Genomic DNA, 18,937 nt, shown 5'->3' on the forward strand with positions numbered 1-18,937 from the left:
GTATAAACAAAAATAAACAGGGACACAACAATGGCGAGCCAGTCACAAAAGCAGCAGATCATTCAGAGCATCAAAGATGTGACTAATATCTTGGTGACGGTGAGCGCTGACCCATCGGTGGACGAGCTGTCGGCAGCGCTGGGGCTGACAATTTTCCTAAATAAACTGGGCAAGCATGCTACGGCTGTTTTTAGTGGTAAAATTCCGCCGGCGATTTCATTCCTCGAGCCGGATGAGACGTTTGAGGCCACGGCGGACAGCCTGCGTGATTTTATCATCGCGCTTGATAAGGAAAAGGCTGATCATCTGCGCTACAAGGTGGTTGATGATGCGGTGAAGATTTTTATCACGCCGTACCGGGCGACAATTACCGAGGCTGATTTAGAGTTTTCGCAGGGCGATTATAACATTGAATTGGTGCTCGCATTGAACGTTGAGAGTCAGGATCATCTCGACAAGGCGCTGACGGCCCATGGCAAGATTTTGCATGATGCGGTGGTGTCGACGGTGACTGCTGGTATGGTGAGGAGTAGTCTCGGGACGGTTGATTGGCATGATGATAAGGCATCAGGCGTGAGCGAGATGCTGGTTGACCTGATTGATGAGTTACGAACACCGAAAGTGACCATGGATGAGCAGATCGCAACAGCACTGCTGACCGGTGTTGTGGCGGCGACGGAGCGGTTCAGTAATAACCTAACCTCGTCGCGGGTGATGACGTTGGCGGCAGAGCTGATGGCGGTTGGCGCGAACCAGCAATTGATTGCTACTAAGTTGGCCGAGGGGCAGGCGATTAAAGCCGAGGAGCACTCAGAGCTAGAGCAATCAAAGCAAGCGGCCGATGCAGCTGATGATGAGATGCACGATAATGACGGCCAGGATGGTGCTAATTTTAAGGTCGAGCGGGGAAAACGCTCAAAGCCGGCTGAGTCAAAAAGAGATGATGGCGCGTTGTCAATCAGCCATGAGCGGCGGGGTAGCCTTGATGATGTGGCCAAGCAGACTCGGGCCGAAGAGCAGGATGCAGCGGCTCGTGTGGCTACGGCGCAGCTTGATCGCCTTCGAGCGGCGTCAGTGACGAGCGGACGGAGCAGTGCGCCATCGACATCGCAACCAATCAGTGCGTCGGTGTCGGCTGAGCCAGAAACGGCCACGCCACTACTAGGTGGAACGTTGAACGCAACGACGGAGCGGGCGGCTGAGGATAAGCGCCGCGATCTTGACACTGATCAAAACAAGACTATCTTGCATCACGGCACCTACGTCGGTGCGTCGCGGCCGGCCCTCGGCGAATCGCCGTTGAATGCCGCCATGGGGAAGTCTGATGAACCGCCGAGCGTTGACCCGTTTGCGACCACCAATAAAGACGAAGCGGTCATTGCCGCGCTAAAAGAGGAGACGCAGGCGCTGGCTGACAAGCAGACTCAATCTACCTCGCTGCCATCGCTACCAGATTCTGAGCGCGACGCCCGCGCGGCAATTACCGAGGCGCTGGCTGCTGCACCGCCGCTTGAATCTGCGGCTTCGCCCGCTCCGGTAGTTTCATCTTCGCCGCTACCGACAGTGTCGTCTGCTCCGGCTACGCTCGCTGATATTGAGTCTAATGTGATGCATGGCTTGCCACCGCTGCCTGATTTCTCTGACTTTTCAGGATCAGGCTTGCCACCGCTGCCACCAGCTCCGGTCGGTGCTGCCGATGGTGGACTGCCAGCGTTGAACACATCGCCTTCAGCGCCATCCGCCCCGGCGCCGCCGCGCACCTTTAATCCGTCCCAGTTCCAGATCCCGGGGCAAAAATAGCCCATGGACGAGGTGCTGCTCATTGATAAGCCGGCTGGCATGACGAGTTTTGGGGTAGTAGCGCGGTTGCGGCGAGTGCTCAGCCAGGCGGCGGGCAAGAAAGTGAAAGTTGGCCATACTGGTACGCTCGATCCGTTCGCTACGGGACTGATGATTATCGTGACGGGCAAGAAGTGCCGTGAGGCTGATACCTTTACGAAGCTTGATAAGTGGTATGAAGCAGAAATCATGCTTGGCGAGACGTCGACGACCGGTGATCCTGAGGGTGAACTGACTCGCGTGTCGGAGCGGCAGCCGCCTCGCAGTGAGGTTGAAGCGGTACTCAGTACATTAGTGGGTGAAATTAAACAGCGCCCACCGATATTTAGCGCCATCAAGATCAATGGCCGTCGGGCCTATCAGCTGGCACGTCAGGGTCAGTCGGTCGATATGCCAGAGCGCACCGTGTCGATCTATGCCCTGGAGCTTGTCGCGTATGAGTATCCTCGTCTGGTGATTCGAGCGCATGTTTCGAGCGGTACGTACATTCGGAGCCTAGCGGTTGATATTGGTCAGAAGCTGGGAACAGGGGCCTACTGCCACCAGCTGCGCCGCCAGGCTATCGCTGAATATGACGTCGCTCAGGCAAAACCATTAGCGGATTTTGGGATTTCGTCTTGAAGTGCTATTATCAAAGCATGGGTAGGCAGACAGGTTTTACAATCGTTGAACTATTAATTGTGATGGTCGTGATCGCGATTTTGGCAACCATCGGTATTGTGGCGTATTCGGGCGTGCGCCAGGACGCTACCGATACCAAGATCCGTTCCATCGTCAAGATCGCTGGGGACGCGCTGCAGATATATGATACACAGAAGCGAACGCTGCCGTCAGGACAGGGGACGTTCAACAACGCTAATAGCGTTGACTCGCTTGTACCACAGTATATCCAGCCGGGGTATCGTGAGGGTGTCAGCAGCAAGAACGCGTCTAGTCCAGACGATATTTTTGTCTGGTATCCATGCAAAGATACCTCTGGTAAGATAACAGGTATTGCGGTATTTGCGGCCCTTAATTCCGCCAAGCCGCAGGAGTCGGCTCAGGTTAATGCGGTCAAGGCGACCTGCAACATTCCGGGTGCAGCTGTGCCGACTACGGGTAGACCAGCTTATAACTACGTGCAGACCTTTTAGTAGTGCAGCTGATTTGCGTTTTTAGCGTAGCATTGGTATAATGACGAGGCTATGATTAGCAAAGACGATAAAGCGAAAGCAATTGCTTTGACTCAGGTCAACAAGGACGACGTTGGCAGCCCGCAGGCGCAGGTGTCGATCTTGACGGCTCGTATCAAAGAGGTCACAAAGCACCTGAAGGCGAATAAGCACGACTTCATGGCACGCCGTGGCTTAATCCAGATGGTTGGCAAGCGTAAGCGCCTGCTCAAATACCTGGAGCGAACTGATTTTGAGAGTTATAAAGCGGTTGTGGCTGCCCTGGGTCTGCGTAAATAGTCGCGCCTCGGTAGTTGTACGGATATCCACCTTGATATATCACGAGGTGGATATTTTGATTTAACGTGGCGTAGCTACAAAAACCGTCCGGCCGTCGGCTGCGCCGCCAAGCGTGCATGAATAGAGGGTAAGCTGTGGCTTGTTGGTTCGGTTTTCGATGTGAACGGCATCCGGCTTGACATCAAATAGCCGGGATATGACGTAGGTATAGCGCCTGCCACGGTAGTCAATGATTATTTCATCGCCAATGCGTAGTTTATCAATATTGTAGAATGGTGATTTTTGGATGGTTTGCTGCGGCGTCAGGCCCATGATAAATCGATGGGCCGACAAGACGAAGTTGCCGCCGTCGACTGGATTGCCATTCTCTGGCCGACGCCACCATGCACCTCGCTCCATAGTTTCGGCGCCGCCAGTAGCGTACGGCACATTAATATCAATTTTGGGAATATAGAGACGATCCTCGGTGATGCTGGTTTCTGGCGTAGCGGCGAGAAGCTGGGTGGTTTCGTTGCGCGTTGGGTTAATGAGCTGAGCGCGAAAGAATGGACTAAACGCCGTGATGAGTGTGTAGCCGCCACCGGCGAGCATGATAATAGCCAGATTTATACTGAGCCATCGGCGGCGGTTTCTGGCGTGGGTTATCTGCTTCACTTGTTAATTGTAGCATGGGCGGGTTTTTCTGGCAGTATGGGTTGTTGCCTTATCGGAGTGGGTTGATCTATTTAGGGGTATTAAATTGACTTTTTATAGTTTTTATGCTAAATTACAGATTATGAGTGAATACGCACCGCGGGCTGATAAATTACCGCCAGATGTGGCTGACCAAGTTGCGAATATTAGCGATATTATGATTGCTGTTAGGGAGCAGATTGGTCCGTCTGGTGAATGGTTGAGCAGTGACTTAGTGCATATCGAGGGGCAGCTAGAATCAGAGTTACGCGCTAATGATCATAACTCAAGATTTACAGATGCGGATGACTTTTGGAAAAACGGCATGGATCCACCGCGAGTAAATCCGTCGCAAGACGACTCTGATACGCCTGAAAAACTGCCGAGTAAATTTGTTAATAATTTTTGGCAGTACTTTTTCCGGATGAAATGTTTAAGGGTGACTTGCTGGGGCCAACGGTCCTGAATAAACCACCGCGAAAACTGCTCAAAGAAACAGGAGGAGAACTCCTCGCATCGGTTCAGCAGCTATTCGGGATGTTATTTGAGGATACCATGATTGATAGTCACAAACTTGCTGCCTTGGAGTCAGCAGCTGGTGAGGAGCACCTTAACGATCTTAAGGAGGCAATGTTTATACTCTATGAGCTGGCACTGCGTACGGTTACTCAACAAGATGTTATTGCGGCTGAGTGCTCAAGTGCGCATGAGTATTTGTGCAAATAGGAGTTCGGTATGGTAAGAAATATGAATACAGAGCCACCAAAGATAAGCCGGCGTGGTCTGTTATGTGGTGCGGTTGGTGCGTCGGCTGTGCTGATAGGTGGCGAGCTGCTAGCGAGTGACGGTAGTGATAAAAATCAGCCGAAGCCATCGGTAGAGACGAATGCTCCGAAGCTTGACCTTGATGGGGCGTATGAGATATATGATGCGGTGTACGGTATGTTCCTGCGATGTATCAGAGAAGTACCTACGACTCCTGTATTTACTGGTCGTGAGCCATTAGCGCTACCACCGCCAGCCTCAGCATCGCGTACTGGTGGGAAGGGGTATGGATTTATGACCGGAGAAGCAGTGGTGAAAAATGGTAAGGCCAATTTTTATATGGGATCTGGGATGGTGCCGGTCCGTGGTGATGATTCACAAGTTGAAGTGGGAATTCATCTCTCGCTCCAAACTGGCCAGCCAAGTCTCACGGTAGCTGAAATGAATGCGACGTGGACTGTAGCGCGGGTGGCTGTAGCTATGCGAACGGATAATAATTTTTTGAAATATATCGAGCAGTGTGCTCCAGGCGTAATTGCTTTGTCTTTCGTGCCAGAGTTGGAACGGCCACCACACGTTTCGCATGGTAGCGAGCAGAACTATGAGAGATATACGCTAGCACCGGGTGTGGAGGCTTTGCTATTAGTCATCGAGGGGGGCATGGGTTACAGTGGCTTTTGCCGACAGATGAAGCGCTCTCTGGTGTCAGTGAAGTTTTTGGTAGTATTCAGAGCGAGTTTCACCAGGCTGGCTTCCTCTAAAGCGTGCGGCGCTGTGATATAATAAATAGTACGAAGTATAACCCGCAGACGGTGATGGATGTGTGGTGTGTTGATAGTAAACCAGCATGCGTACACCTGTTACTGTCTTTGCGAGAAAGAGAGGATCTATGGCAATTATTAATCCAAGTGGTAAGGAGATTTTTTCGGTTACGACGGAATTATGCGGGCGGCCGTTGACGCTGGAGGTCAACCGGGTCGGCTTCCGGACGACCGGTAGTGTGCTGGTGCGTTACGGCGATACGGTGGTTTTGGGCAGTGCTCAGGTGGGCAGCCGGCCGGTGCAGCTAGATTATTTCCCGCTGTCGATTGATTATGAAGAGCGGTTTTATGCGGCGGGTAAAATTTCTGGCTCGCGGTTTATTAAGCGCGAGGGTCGGCCGAGCGACGAGGCGGTGCTGATCGGCCGGTTGATCGACCGTCCGATTCGGCCGCTGTTTCCAAAGGGCTACCGCCAAGAAGTGCAAGTAGTGGCGACAGTCTTAAGCATGGATCCGGATTTCCGCCCGGACGTGGTGGCGATGATTGCAGCGTCGAGTGCCTTGATGCTGACCGGCACGCCGTTTGACGGGCCGGTGGCGGGCCTGCGGGTGGGTCGTGTGAACGGCGAGTTTAAGGCCTTTTTGACACCGGAAGAGCGCGAGCAGTCTGATCTTGACCTGGTAGTGGCTGGCATCGAGAGTGGCATCACCATGGTGGAGGCCGGCGCCAAGGAAGTATCAGAAGAGGTGATCGTCGACGCGATGGCGTGGGCGCACCAGATGATGCAGCCAGCGATTCAGGTGCAGCGAGAGTTGGCAGCCAAAGTGGCGCCAGCCGCACAAGAATATGAATTAGTTTTACCTGATGAAGCAATTCAGCAGACGGCTGATGCGTGGGTTGATGGCAAGCTGGGCGAGAAAATTCGCCGACCATATCCGGAGCGCAACGAAATGATTCGCGATATTCGTGCTGAATTTCATGAAGCGATGGCCGAAAAACTTGGCATAGGCGAAGAAGAATATAACGAAGTTCGCAATGATTATGACGAGGCGTTCACGCTGGCATTGCACAAAGACGTTCGCCGCGGTGTCGTTGAGGACAGTAAGCGCCCAGACGGCCGCGCTTTGACGGAAATTCGCCCGCTCAGCTCAGAAGTTGGTTTGCTGCCGCGAGCACACGGCTCGAGCCTGTTTACCCGCGGCGTGACTCAAGGTATGAATATCGTGACTTTAGCGCCGTTGAGTTACGCGCAGCTGGTTGATACTATGGAGGTCAACGACGGCGAACGGCGCTACATGCATCATTACAATGCGCCGGGCTATACGGTTGGCGAGGTTAAGCGGATGGGCAGCCCGGGCCGGCGCGAAATTGGCCACGGATATCTCGCGGAGCGAGCCTTGACGCCGGTGTTGCCGAGCGAAGAAGACTTCCCGTACGCCATTCGCAGCGTTACCGAAATTATGAGCCAGAACGGTTCGACGTCGATGGCAGCGACCTGTTCGAGCTGTCTGGCGTTGATGGATGCTGGCGTGCCTCTCTCGGCACCAGTTAGCGGTATCGCCATGGGTCTGATGATGGACGGTGATATACCGTACGTATTGAGCGATATTGCCGATGCCGAGGACTTTGCCGGTGACATGGACTTCAAGGTGACTGGTACAGCCAAGGGCATCACGGCGCTGCAGATGGATATGAAGGTGCATGGTTTGCCGGTGGCAGTGCTGCGCCAAGCGATTGAGCAGAGTAAGGCTGGCCGGGCATTTATCCTTGACCATATGCTAAGTATTTTGCCAGCGCCGCGCGAAGCACTCAGCCCATACGCGCCGCGGATTGAAAAGCTAAAAATTGACCCAGATAAAATCGGCGCGGTCATTGGCAAGGGCGGCGAGGTGATTAACAAGATCACCAGCGAGACTGGCGCCGAGGTTGATATTAAGGAAGACGGCTTGATCACCATCGCCAGCCCGAATGGCGAATCGATCGAGAAAGCTCTCAATTGGATCAAGAGCCTGGTTGAGGAGCCGGAAGTTGGCAAAATCTATGAGGGCAAGGTGGTCAGCATCAAAGATTTCGGAGCCTTCGTGAATATTCTGCCGGGAGTTGACGGGATGGTGCACATCTCGAAGCTGGCCGATCATCGCGTGGCTAAGGTGACTGATGTGGTCAAGGAAGGACAAACCGTTCGCGTGAAAATCACTGGCATCGATGAGCGCGGTAAGATTAACTTGACGATGATCGGGTTGTAACTTTTGCTTTTTAGCAAAGTACGCTACAATAGGAGAATATAAGACTAATTGAGGGGGATTATGGACGATAAGAATAATAAAAACGTACCACAACCGACAGCAACACCGCCAGCAGCAAATGAGCAGGCTGCTCCAGTAGTACCACAGCCAGTACCATCGGCTCCACAATCGCAGCAGCCGCTGCAGCAGGGTGTGCCAATGCAGCCCAAAAAGGGCTTGAGCAAGGGTGCGCTATGGGGTATCATCGGTGGCTCAATTGGTTTGATAGTCATTGTCGTTGGTATCGTGTTGGCAGTTATATTCCTTGGTGGGCCATCAAAGGCTGATTACCAAGAAGCTGCTAAGGCCATGAAAGAGTTTGACGGCAACAGCCTCAACTCGGCACTCAAGTCGTCGAATGCTGATAACGCAAAGAAGCTGATTGAAGAGGCGGTGGAGCGTGCTGATACAATGATGAAAAAACTTGATGCATCAAAGATTATGCGCGACGAGGAGACCAAAAAATCTTTCGGTGAATATAAGACTGCCTACGAAAAAGTACGCCCGAATTTGCTTGCCATTGCCAGTCTGATAGGAGATATGAAGGACTTTTCTAAGAAGTGCGCACCAAGCTTCTTCGGCTATGTCGGTAAGTCAGGAGACGAAGTAAAGAAGCTCTACGATGAAAAGATGAGCGACTGCTATAAGCTGCTCGATAACGTTGCCAAATCAGAACAGAAAGAAGCACAGGACTTTGGCAAGCAAATGAAAGAGTATTACAAGTTGCTGGGTGATTACTTCGTGGCACGCGCTAATAAAGACTACACTACTCGGGTACCGCGTCTACCGTCGGGTAGCTCAAATCCACTGGCCGGCTTTGCTAAAAAGATTCAAGAGTCAAACCTACAGAAACACGAGCGAGAATTCATCAACTTAGTGAAAGAAAAAGCTGAAAAGTAATTTTCGCCTCAGCATCAAGCAAAACACCTCGCATAGTGACGAGGTGTTTTGTATAATAGAAATATGGATGAGGCAGCGCAACTGGAGGTTTTGGCGGCAGAGATTATCACTCATGATGTTTGTCATGATCTAGCAGAGCAGGCGACACAGCTGGTGATGGGTGATGGCCGAGCTGACGCAGACATTGTATTTATCGGTGAAGCGCCAGGAAAAAACGAAGATCTTCAGGGCAAACCATTCGTTGGGGCAGCTGGTACATTTCTTGACGAGATGTTAGCCGCAGCCCAGTTACGTCGTCAAGATGTCTATATCACCAATATCGTTAAATATCGGCCGCCAAACAATCGTGACCCGCTGCCGGAGGAGAAGCGCGCTTTTTGGCCGTATTTGATGCGCCAATTGCAAATTATTCAACCAAAGGTAGTCATCACATTGGGTCGGCATAGCGGCATGGCATTTATTCCTGACTTGGCGATCTCGCGTGATCATGGCAATCCGCGCTGGGCACAGTTCAACGGTTTGAAGTTCTTGGTGATTCCGCTGTATCATCCGGCAGCGGCGCTGTATAACGGGGCGTTGCGGCAGACGTTAATTGACGATTTTGTGCGGGCGGCGCAATTGGCCGTCCAGGCGAGCGCCTGAGCTATTTTTGACAAGAGCTGGCGCCCCGTGCTATAATGAACGCAATTGTTAGGGGATAGATTTGTCGTACGTTGCCCCCATGTCTATCGCCTGTCATTCTAATTTTGCAAGGTATTTATTTTTATAAAAGGAGAACAATACGCATGGGCCAGAGACGACTTGCGACGCCGAAGGGCGATGATCAGTCAAAACGACCAGCTACAAAAAAAAGTAACACAGCGGTGATGAATAGCACTACTACTCGCAAGGGTGAGGTGTTTCGGGCGCAGCGGCGCACGAGTGAGAACGTTAATCTCAGGGCATCGCAGCACGTGATCGATATTCCGGTCAACAAATCAGTTTACAACGGCTATGGCGGCGAGCAATTTAGCGCCAAAATGCAGCCAAAACGCACTCGCGGCGGCAAACCGAAGTTGAGGATTATCCCAATCGGCGGTGTCGGCGAAATGGGTATTGGTAAAAACATGAACGCCATTGAGTATGACGATGAGATTATCATTGTGGACATGGGTTTCCTGTTTCCGGGCAGCGATTATCCAGGTATTAATTACATCACGCCAGATATCACCTGGCTGGAGGAAAATAAACATAAAATCAAGGCGCATGTGTTCACCCACGGGCACCTTGATCACATTGGTTCATTCCGGCACTTTATCCACCGGATTCCAGCACCGGTCTATGCATCGAAATTTACCATCGGCATGCTAGATAAGTCGCTGGCTGACGCGGATACTGATTTCCAGCCGGACTTTCGGGTGATGGACCCATTGAGCCACGAAGTTGTTCAGGTGTCGAAGCACTTTTCGGTAGAATTGGTGCGGGTGAATCACTCGATTCCAGATTCAACGGCGGTGGTGATTCGGACGCCGCTGGGCGTGGTGATTGACTCTGGTGACTGGCGATTTGAGGAAAGTCCGGTTGATGGTCAGAAGTTCGACCTCAAACGGATGACTGAAGTGGCGTCCAAAGAAGGCGTGTTGATGTTCATGAACGAATCGACCAACTGTGAATCGGCCGGTACGCACACTCACACTGAGTTTGATATTCAATATTCCATCGGCCAGGTGATGGATAAATTCAGTAATAGCCGAGTGATTTTAAGTTGTTTCTCTTCGCAGGTGCACCGTTTGCAATTAATTTTGGAAGAAGCGCATAAGCATGGGCGTAAGGTGGCGTTTGCCGGATTTTCGATGATTCAGAACTTGGAAGTGGCGCTGCGCTCAGGAACCATTAAGATCCCGAAAAATACCGTCATGAAGATGGAAGATATCATCAAGCTGCCGGATAGCCAGATTACCGTGGTTTGTACTGGCTCGCAGGGTGAGTTTAATGCCGTGCTAAGCCGTATGGCGACTGGCGCGCATAAATACATGAAGATCAAAGGCTCTGACGTGGTGGTGTTTAGCTCTAATCCGATTCCGGGCAATGAGAAAAACGTGGTGCGAACAGTCGATGGCTTAATGCGCGAGGGCTCTGATGTGATTCAGAATGGCAAGACGCACTTGACGGGGATTGGGCCGCTGCACTTGTCGGGTCATGGTTACTACGACGATCACATTAAGCTGATTAATGCCTTGAACCCAACATACTATATGCCAATTCACGGTGAATTCCACATGCTGGTGCACAATGCGCGGCTGGCAGAGAAAGAGTGTGGTATTCCGAGGAAGAATATCTTTGTGTGTGACGCTGGTGACATTATTGAAATTGATATTGAACGCCAAGCCAAGAAAGCCGGTCGAATTCAAGTTGGCGGCGTGATGTATGATGATACGGGTGCTATTGTATCCGAGGTGGTACTGAAAGACCGCATTCATATGTCTCAAGAGGGAATGTTCGTGGTGGTATTGACGGTGCAACGCGGCACCGGTCGGTTACTGACCAGCCCAGACATTATTTCCCGCGGTTTCATCTATCTGCGTGATTCCGAGGAATTGATGAATATGATTCGTCAGTATTTGAAACAGAAGGCAGCGCGCAGTTTTGCTGGTAAGTACGACCTTGACGTGGTGAAAAAGGAAATCAAGGACGAAGTTACGCATATTTTGTATGACCAGACGCGTCGGACACCGATTGTTATCCCGGTGATTAACGAAGTGGGTGGCTTGAAGACAGTAAAATCAGCCGCTACCTCGAGTACTTCTACCGCAAAAGCACCGGCACGCAGTAAAAAGGTTGTGACTAACTCGGCGGCGGAGCCAAAAATGACTCTGCCAACTATGCCGCGCCGCCGCTTCCCGCGCCGCCAGGTGCCAGACACCGAGGCAAATGACACCAAGGCGCGAGAGGTCGGCCGAGTGCGCGCATACTAGCCAACACTTGCTATTTGTTGTAAAATATGCTACAATGTGAACGTCGGTAAAGTGATATAATAAAAACAGGTATGCCAAAAAAACGAAAATCTACCCGCAAGAAATCAGTTTCCACCGCTCCAAAACATGATGTGCCGAGCGGCTTTTGGGCGCAAGTCGGCGCGGTACTGCTCGTCGTGTTGTCGCTTCTTCTGGTGGTGGCGTGGTTTGGTGTTGGTGGTCCGGTGCTGGAGTGGCTACATAAGGCGACCCTGAGCATGCTTGGTTACGCGATGTATGGACTGCCAGTTTTGCTGATATATATTGCTGTGGAGATTTTCCGCGCGGAGAATAATCGGTTGCCGCTGGCGATGAAATTAGCAGCCATCCTCGAGGTGGTGTGGTTGTCTGGTTTGTTTGGATTATTAAAGACACCAACCCGCCCAAATGCTGGTGGATTTATCGGTGATACGGCCAATCGGGCGATGAGTGCCATGGTTGACCCGGGCATCGCTGCGTTGATATATGTAGTGCTCATCGTCATCACCGCGCTATTTATCACCCAGACGTCGCCGTTCACAGTGATCAAGAAAGTAGCCGAGGCGTTCAAGCGTGACCACTCTGAGGAGGATAACAATGCGGCGGTGATGAAGAAGGCGGCTCGTGAAGATGCGGCCAGCGCCAAATCATCGAGCGACATCAAGTTGAATGCCGGCGTCCCAACCGTCGATCCGGTTACGCCAAAGGATAAAAAGGCATCGCCGTTGAGCAGTCTGCGTGGTAGTGTAGCGCGGGATAAGGCAGCTGAGGAGCAGGCAGCACTGGTGGCGGCACACGACCCGAATTGGCAGGCACCGAGCCTTGATCTATTGGAGAAGAAGCAAAGTCCAGCTGATGCTGGTGATATTCGGCAGAATGCGCAGATTATTCATGATACCTTGGCAGAATTTAACATTGATGTGGAGATGGAAGACGCAAATATTGGACCAAAGGTGACGCAGTATACCTTGCGGCCGCCGAGTGGTGTGAAGTTGACACGCATCACGGCACTGGAGACGAATATTGCTTTGAATCTGGCGGCGCAGAGCTTGCGGATTGAAGCGCCAATTCCTGGGCAAAAAGCCGTTGGTATTGAGGTGCCAAATCGCCGAGCGGCTGATGTGCGGCTGTATGGCGTGTTGGATTCTAAGCAGTGGAAGCATGCTCGCGAGCCGCTGAGCTTTGCGATTGGTAAGGACATCTCTGGTGAAGCAGTGGTCGGTGAGCTCAACAAAATGCCACATATGTTGATCGCTGGACAGACTGGTTCTGGTAAGTCGGTGATGATTAATACCCTACTGACCAGTTTGCTATATCGCAACAGCCCGAGCGATATGAAATTGATTTTAGTTGACCCAAAGCAGGTGGAAATGGCGCCGTACGAAGATATCCCGCATCTGTTAACCCCAGTGATTACCGAGCCAGAAAAGACCATTTCGGCCTTGAAATGGGCGGTCAATGAGATGGAGCGGCGCTATAAATTACTGGCGGCGGAGAAGATCCGCGATATTAAAGGGTATAATCAACGGCTAGCCACGCGAGCTAAAAAAATCCCGGTAGCGGACGCCGATGGCAATATTCAACAGCACGAAGACGGGGCGATGCCGTACATCGTTATTGTAATTGATGAGCTAGCCGATTTGATGATGGTGGCAGCACGCGACGTCGAGGCGCTGATTGTTCGCTTGGCGCAGAAAGCCCGAGCGGTGGGTATTCACTTGGTCCTGGCAACGCAGCGGCCAAGTGTTGACGTAATTACCGGATTGATCAAGGCGAACGTGCCAGCGCGTATCGGCTTTACCGTGGCGTCGCAGGTTGACTCGCGGACCATTCTTGACCAAATTGGTGCCGAGAAACTGCTTGGCCAGGGTGATATGCTGCTGTATACGCCGAGCATGAGTAAGCCAAAACGTATCCAGGGCGCGTGGGTGACCGATGACGAGGTCAATAAAATTACTGACCATTTGCGGATGCAGTCAGCACCGCAGTATAATGATGAGGTGGTGGCGCAGCCAGTACAACTAAATGGCAAGGGCGGCCTGGCAGTTGACTTTAGCGGCGGCGGTGAAGACGAAGCATTTATGGACGCGGTGCGAGTGGTGATTGAGGGCGGCAAGGCCTCTACCAGCTATTTGCAGCGGCGGCTACGGATTGGCTACGGCAAGGCAGCGCGACTGATTGAAGAGATGGAAGAGCGTGGCATCGTCGGCCCAGCGAACGGCTCAAAAGCTCGTGATGTTTTGGTCTCAAGCATAGACGAGCTGGGTAATAGCTAGCTTGACATAATTATTTTTATAGGTTATAATACGCTAAGTGAGAAATTGATTTGTATGTGGAAGGATGGCTACGTGGCGCGCATAAGTTGTAGAAATAATGGAGAATTATCCCCTAATAGTAGAGGCGACAGATTAAGGAAGCCTCTTGTGCTGGGGGTTGCTGCGGTCACGTTAGCCGTATCGGGTATACTTGGGTATAGTCTTGGCCGGTCACACAATGTTCCGCCCGCACCATCAGTAGAAAATACCGATGGTGGAACATTCAAAGAGTCCAATGATAGTTCGAGAGCGGAAGAAATTACATTTACGCTACCAGACACCGAAGGCCGTCAAGAGGCAGAGGTCTTTTTAAAGAATCCTGATATGCTTCGACAGGCACGCGGTATTGCCGGACGAGTGCTTACTGCTGCGGGGAAGTTGGTTGATAGTAAGGCCGCTCGACTTACTCGCCAAGATTATCATGATGATCACAATAGGCTTAAACAGCAGTCAATAGCGATTACAGATGATAGGGGAAATGTGGTATCGGGTTGATGTTACTCAAGGCGACAAAAGGCTTGGTGGAAGTGAGATCGCAGTAGAAGTTGCCACTGATATGATTGAGGTCGGCGCAAAGAGTAGACAGACGGACCGGATAACGTGGCGGTTAGATTTTTTGTCTCCAGAACCTGTGGCACATCAGCATATTGAATCTCCAGAAGCACTACTACCGGCCCTCGAAGGCGTGTTACTGACGAAAGTGGAATGGTCGCACAGACAGATCACTGATGGTTGGTCGGAGACTAAGGCAATTACAATCGTTTCACCAAAGTCTGTCTCGCCATCGAGACCAGATTATGAAAGCATAGCGGCGGTACCGGCTAAGGGAGAGATTAACGGTCGGGCCGTGAAGAGTGCTAAGGTATATGATGCGGCAAAAAGCCTATTTGATCGGCTCGCGACCGATGGTGATATATCCGATATCTTGCCTTCTCAGTAAACTAACGTGCCGCCAGATATTCACCGAGTAATGTTACTTTGTGACCAGTTGAGGTAATTTTATTGATGGCGTGATGCAATGACGGGCCGGCAGCGTCAACGGTCATGAAGAATTTGTAGTTCCATGGTTGGCCGATGATGGGTTGGGACTGGAGGCTGGTGAGGTTAATGGACTGATCGGCGAATGTGCGGAGTATTTCAAGGAGGCTGCCTGGTTGATGGGCAGTGGTCACCACAAGTGTTGCTCGATTGGCGTCAGTTACTGTCGTTGTCTGGTCGAGGACCAGGAAACGAGTGATATTGTCCTGACCGTCTTGGATGTGTCGCCTGAGAATTGGCATATTGTATAGTTGGGCAGCGGTTTCACCGGCGATGGCTGCCAGGTGTGGTGAACCCTGTTGCTTGATGAATTCGACAGCGCCAGCGGTATCAAAATATTCAATTTGTGCAGCTTGCGGTAGGCGTTCTTGGAGAAAACGCTGACATTGTGACAAGGCGACAGGATGTGAATAGACAGCGGTAATGTCTTCAAGTTTTGTGCCCAGATTGGTGATGAGTGTTTGTTGAATGGTAAGTGTTACTTCCCCGACGATGGGAGCACTGCAGGATTCAATGTGACGGTAAGTTTCGTTGACGGTGCCGTAAATGGTATTTTCCACTGCCACGACAACGGCGTCGGCCTTACTGCGAGCATAGGTTTGAAAGACATCGCCAAAGGTCATGCACGGAACAATGGTGATGTCAGATCCATACCATTGTTTTGCCGCTTGTTCGTGAAATGACCCAGCTTGTCCTTGAATGGCGATACGCATGGACCCTATTGTAGCATGGTCTGGCGGGGTGCATCACTGGACTTTTGCATTAGATTACCGTATAATACGGAGGAATAATAACCTAAGGTTATGTGCGATAACATAACCATCCGTAATGGATTCCAAAGGAGGAAACATGAACGAATACGAACTGACTGTTCTTATTCACCCAGATTTGGAAGCAAATTTGGATACGGCCCTAGACAAGGTCCGGTCGCTTGTCACTACCAATGGTGGCGAAATTACTAAAGAAGACAATTGGGGCAAGAAAAAGCTAGCCTATGCAATTCGTCGTGAAGACTTTGCGGTGTATGTTTACTTTGAGGTGAAGTTGCCAAGCAGTGCGCCGCTCAAGATATCAAATGTTCTGAATATCACCGACGAGGTGCTTCGTTATTTGTTGGTTAAGACCGACGAGAAGACACGTCGAGCGCTTGCTGAGCAGAAAGAGCGCGAAGCTAAGGTCGCTACCGAGGCGGCTGATAAAGAAGCCTAATATTCGACGCGATACATAATAAAAAAGGAGGGTCATCATGGCACGAAGTATCAACCAAGTTATTTTACTAGGGCGGTTAACGCGCGATCCAGAGCAGCGGACAACGCCATCAGGTCGGACAGTTGTTAGCTTTAGTATCGCGGTTGATCGTGCCGGACAGGATGATCAAGCTGATTTTTTCGACGTTACCGCGTGGGAAAAATTGGGCGAACTGGTGATGCAGTACCTGTCAAAAGGCCGCCGCGTGTTGGTCCAGGGTCGGTTGCGACAGGACAGCTGGGATGATAAAGAAACCGGCAAGCGCCGCTCGCGTATTGAAGTGACGGCGACCGATGTAACATTCCTTGACGCTCCGAGCGGCGATAGCGCGAATACAACCGCACCACGTAATACTAATACTAAGCAGGCTGAGACCGTAGCGGATATTGACGATAAGCCGATCGATCTTAGCGAGATACCGTTCTAAAGGAGAACAAAATGGCAAAACGATTAAAGAAGGACACCCCAACGGTTTTTGACTATAAGGATGTTAAAACATTAATGCGCTATGTTAATGCGTATGGTCAAATTGAGCCGATAGCGAAGACGGGTCTCAGTGTCAAGCAGCAGCGTAGCTTGGCAGTGGCAATCAAGCGTGCTCGGCACTTAGCATTGCTGCCGTTTGTATCGCAAGGGCAATAAAAGTATACATTGAGGGAACTCTCTAGCCCCCGAACGTATTTATAGATAAGAAAGAGAGTCGAGTGGTCTGTGCAGGGTAAGGCACGGGCCACTGTTGTTTGTGGGCGGCTGTACAGCGTATTTTTATTTTTGATACAAGATAGTATTATGATGTTACTAAGACCACCGTGGGGTATTTGAGTAAAAAATATGTTCAGTCAGCGAGAAATACTCTGCCGCCCGAAAGAATGTTAGAATTAGGTACGGTAGCTTAATAGTTATAGGAAAGGAAAAACAATATGTATCAGCCGACAGATCTTAAAAAGGGTACGGTTTGTCAGATTGACGGTAAGCCATATCGCGTCATTGAATATGGACAGAAGGTTATGGGGCGTGGAGGTTCTATTGTGAACGTTAAATTGAAAAACTTACTGGATGGAAGTGTCATCCCGAAGACCTTTAAGGGTCAAGACAAAATTGAGCCAGCTGAAGTGGCTAGCAAGACTGTTCAATATTTATATCATGACGGAGATATGTTCTGCTTCATGGATCCAGAAAATTTTGAACAATTTGAATTGTCTAATGATGTGGTAGATGAGGCGAAAGATTATTTGAAAGAGGGTTGTGAGCTGAATCTCCAGGTGTTTGATGGGCGAGTGATTAATGTTGAATTACCAAAAAATCTCTATCTCGAAGTTACATATACTGAAGATGTCGTAAAGGGCGATACAACCTCAAGCGTACTTAAGGATGCAACGCTTGAGACGGGCCTTATTATTAAGGTACCAGCATTCATTAAACAGGGCGATATTGTCAGTGTTGACACAGCGACGGGTGAATATCGAGAGCGCAAAAAATAACAAAGGGGTCTTCTTGTCGGAAGCGTCGCCCAGGGTGTTCGGGCGATGCTTTTTGTTGTTGTTAATACATCAAATAACGATAAAGAGTGGAGCAAGAGTTTAGGTATTGATGCTAAAAATACAACGTAATATATGTATAGCTGGTGGGGTGTTTTTGGTGATACATACGACAACTGTTTTCATGAAAATTATGGGTCTATTTGCGATAATGGTGAGAGTATCCTTGGCCACTACAGAGGTAAATATAACTATTGATGTATAAATTACACTGGTGTGTAGTATACAACGTTGTATTTTAGTTAACGTAGAATTAACGATAGCGAAGATCGGCCTATAGGTAAAAGTAAGAATAATTATTGATGTATTTATAACAGCAGTTCTACTATCACAATAGGCCACTAGTGATTGAGAAAAATATGTATTCAGGCTACAATGAGAAGTGACATGAAGCAGCGATTAGATAAAATGATACTAGAACGTGGGTTGGTTGAATCGCGTTCAGAAGCAGAGAATTGGATAGGCTTAGGGCAAGTCATGGTCAATGGTAGGGTGGCGACGCGTCCCGGATGTTTCGTTAATGATACAGCAGACATTACATTGCTGACTCGTGAGCGGTACGTTTCGCGTGCAGGCCTCAAACTAGCGAGTGTGGCGGATAGTTTTCGGTTGGACTTTCAGGGGAAAACAGTGCTGGACATAGGGTCGAGTACTGGTGGATTTACTGATTTTGCGCTGCGTCATGGCGCCCGACGCGTGTATGCTGTTGATGTGGGCACGAATCAGTTGCATCATCGACTGCGTGACGATCGGCGTATAATATTACACGAAAAGACAGACATTCGTGACTTTGAGCTTGATTGTCCACCAGACATTATCGTGGGAGACGTGTCATTTATTAGTCTGCGCGACATTCTACCACACGTTGCAAAACGGCTGATGGGCAGTGCGACGGTGCTTGTAGCAATGGTAAAACCGCAGTTTGAGGCAGGGCGTCATTTGGTACAAAAGGGTGTTGTAAAAAATACTGCTATACGACGAAAGATCCTGACCGATTTTGAGCAATGGGCAAAACAGTATTTTGTAGTTCTTGATAAAAAGGATAGCACCGTCGCTGGCAGTAAGGGTAACGTTGAGCGCTTCTATAAGCTACAACTGAAAAAATAACAGAGGTAATAACTGTAGTAAAAATAGCATCGTTGTATTTATGGCA

General features: G+C 50.3%; 20 protein-coding genes. 18 read left to right on the top strand and 2 right to left on the bottom strand.

Features of this window, described 5'->3' with window-relative positions:
* Nucleotides 1-30 precede the first annotated feature (30 nt).
* Genes FBF26_00400 through rpsO form a run of 4 tightly spaced genes read left to right on the top strand, consistent with a single transcriptional unit; the run spans nt 31 to nt 3,290 of the window.
* On the top strand, nt 31-1,800 hold the full coding sequence (locus tag FBF26_00400) for a hypothetical protein (protein QJU09737.1): 1,770 nt from the start codon (nt 31-33) through the stop codon (nt 1,798-1,800).
* A 3-nt stretch (nt 1,801-1,803) separates the two neighbouring features.
* Nucleotides 1,804-2,460 carry a tRNA pseudouridine(55) synthase TruB gene (gene truB / locus FBF26_00405; protein ID QJU09738.1) on the top strand — a complete coding sequence of 219 codons (657 nt, stop codon included), beginning with the start codon at nt 1,804-1,806 and terminating at the stop codon, nt 2,458-2,460.
* 17 nt (nt 2,461-2,477) lie between these two features.
* Nucleotides 2,478-2,972 carry a prepilin-type N-terminal cleavage/methylation domain-containing protein gene (locus FBF26_00410; GenBank protein QJU09739.1) on the top strand — a complete coding sequence of 165 codons (495 nt, stop codon included), beginning with the start codon at nt 2,478-2,480 and terminating at the stop codon, nt 2,970-2,972.
* 51 nt (nt 2,973-3,023) lie between these two features.
* On the top strand, nt 3,024-3,290 hold the full coding sequence (gene rpsO / locus FBF26_00415) for a 30S ribosomal protein S15 (GenBank protein ID QJU09740.1): 267 nt from the start codon (nt 3,024-3,026) through the stop codon (nt 3,288-3,290).
* Nucleotides 3,291-3,350: 60 nt separating this feature from the next.
* Here the strand turns inward: rpsO and FBF26_00420 are convergent, their stop codons facing one another.
* The gene (locus tag FBF26_00420) at nt 3,351-3,944 is read right to left on the bottom strand and encodes a sortase (protein ID QJU09741.1); all 594 of its coding nucleotides are present in this window, start codon (nt 3,942-3,944) and stop codon (nt 3,351-3,353) included.
* A 121-nt stretch (nt 3,945-4,065) separates the two neighbouring features.
* Between FBF26_00420 and FBF26_00425 the strand changes: the two genes are divergently transcribed.
* The 9 genes from FBF26_00425 to FBF26_00465 all read left to right on the top strand — a co-directional run bounded on the left by FBF26_00425 (nt 4,066) and on the right by FBF26_00465 (nt 14,900).
* Nucleotides 4,066-4,428 carry a hypothetical protein gene (locus FBF26_00425; GenBank protein ID QJU09742.1) on the top strand — a complete coding sequence of 121 codons (363 nt, stop codon included), beginning with the start codon at nt 4,066-4,068 and terminating at the stop codon, nt 4,426-4,428.
* 281 nt (nt 4,429-4,709) lie between these two features.
* A complete protein-coding gene (locus FBF26_00430; protein QJU09743.1) occupies nt 4,710-5,510 on the top strand; it encodes a hypothetical protein in 801 nt (266 codons plus the stop codon).
* Nucleotides 5,511-5,616: 106 nt separating this feature from the next.
* Nucleotides 5,617-7,734: a polyribonucleotide nucleotidyltransferase gene (gene pnp, locus FBF26_00435; protein ID QJU09744.1), complete on the top strand. Its 2,118-nt coding sequence runs from the start codon at nt 5,617-5,619 to the stop codon at nt 7,732-7,734.
* Nucleotides 7,735-7,794: 60 nt separating this feature from the next.
* The gene (locus tag FBF26_00440) at nt 7,795-8,673 is read left to right on the top strand and encodes a hypothetical protein (protein ID QJU09745.1); all 879 of its coding nucleotides are present in this window, start codon (nt 7,795-7,797) and stop codon (nt 8,671-8,673) included.
* Nucleotides 8,674-8,736: 63 nt separating this feature from the next.
* Nucleotides 8,737-9,315 (top strand): uracil-DNA glycosylase, encoded by a 579-nt coding sequence (locus FBF26_00445; GenBank protein ID QJU09746.1) that lies wholly within the window; start codon nt 8,737-8,739, stop codon nt 9,313-9,315.
* A 143-nt stretch (nt 9,316-9,458) separates the two neighbouring features.
* Complete coding sequence (locus FBF26_00450; GenBank protein ID QJU09747.1) at nt 9,459-11,627, top strand: ribonuclease J; 2,169 nt, start codon at nt 9,459-9,461, stop codon at nt 11,625-11,627.
* 71 nt (nt 11,628-11,698) lie between these two features.
* A complete protein-coding gene (locus tag FBF26_00455; protein ID QJU09748.1) occupies nt 11,699-13,921 on the top strand; it encodes a hypothetical protein in 2,223 nt (740 codons plus the stop codon).
* A 147-nt stretch (nt 13,922-14,068) separates the two neighbouring features.
* Nucleotides 14,069-14,455, top strand: coding sequence for a hypothetical protein (locus FBF26_00460; protein ID QJU09749.1), 387 nt, complete (start codon nt 14,069-14,071; stop codon nt 14,453-14,455).
* A complete protein-coding gene (locus tag FBF26_00465; GenBank protein ID QJU09750.1) occupies nt 14,439-14,900 on the top strand; it encodes a hypothetical protein in 462 nt (153 codons plus the stop codon). The genes FBF26_00460 and FBF26_00465 overlap by 17 nt, the downstream gene beginning before the upstream one ends.
* Before the next feature lies 1 nt (nt 14,901).
* Here FBF26_00465 and FBF26_00470 read toward each other — a convergent pair whose 3' ends face one another.
* On the bottom strand, nt 14,902-15,711 hold the full coding sequence (locus FBF26_00470; protein ID QJU09751.1) for a prephenate dehydratase: 810 nt from the start codon (nt 15,709-15,711) through the stop codon (nt 14,902-14,904).
* A 115-nt stretch (nt 15,712-15,826) separates the two neighbouring features.
* Between FBF26_00470 and rpsF the strand changes: the two genes are divergently transcribed.
* The 5 genes from rpsF to FBF26_00495 all read left to right on the top strand — a co-directional run bounded on the left by rpsF (nt 15,827) and on the right by FBF26_00495 (nt 18,891).
* The gene (gene rpsF, locus FBF26_00475) at nt 15,827-16,207 is read left to right on the top strand and encodes a 30S ribosomal protein S6 (GenBank protein QJU09752.1); all 381 of its coding nucleotides are present in this window, start codon (nt 15,827-15,829) and stop codon (nt 16,205-16,207) included.
* 37 nt (nt 16,208-16,244) lie between these two features.
* On the top strand, nt 16,245-16,673 hold the full coding sequence (locus FBF26_00480) for a single-stranded DNA-binding protein (GenBank protein ID QJU09753.1): 429 nt from the start codon (nt 16,245-16,247) through the stop codon (nt 16,671-16,673).
* Nucleotides 16,674-16,684: 11 nt separating this feature from the next.
* Nucleotides 16,685-16,888, top strand: a complete 204-nt coding sequence (rpsR, locus tag FBF26_00485; protein QJU09754.1) for a 30S ribosomal protein S18 — start codon at nt 16,685-16,687, stop codon at nt 16,886-16,888.
* A gap of 278 nt (nt 16,889-17,166) precedes the next feature.
* Nucleotides 17,167-17,727: an elongation factor P gene (gene efp, locus FBF26_00490; GenBank protein QJU09755.1), complete on the top strand. Its 561-nt coding sequence runs from the start codon at nt 17,167-17,169 to the stop codon at nt 17,725-17,727.
* 432 nt (nt 17,728-18,159) lie between these two features.
* On the top strand, nt 18,160-18,891 hold the full coding sequence (locus FBF26_00495) for a TlyA family RNA methyltransferase (protein ID QJU09756.1): 732 nt from the start codon (nt 18,160-18,162) through the stop codon (nt 18,889-18,891).
* Nucleotides 18,892-18,937 lie beyond the last annotated feature (46 nt).

The sequence above is a fragment of the Candidatus Saccharibacteria bacterium oral taxon 488 genome, assembly GCA_013100825.1.
Taxonomy (GTDB): Bacteria; Patescibacteriota; Saccharimonadia; order Saccharimonadales; family Saccharimonadaceae; genus Nanosynbacter.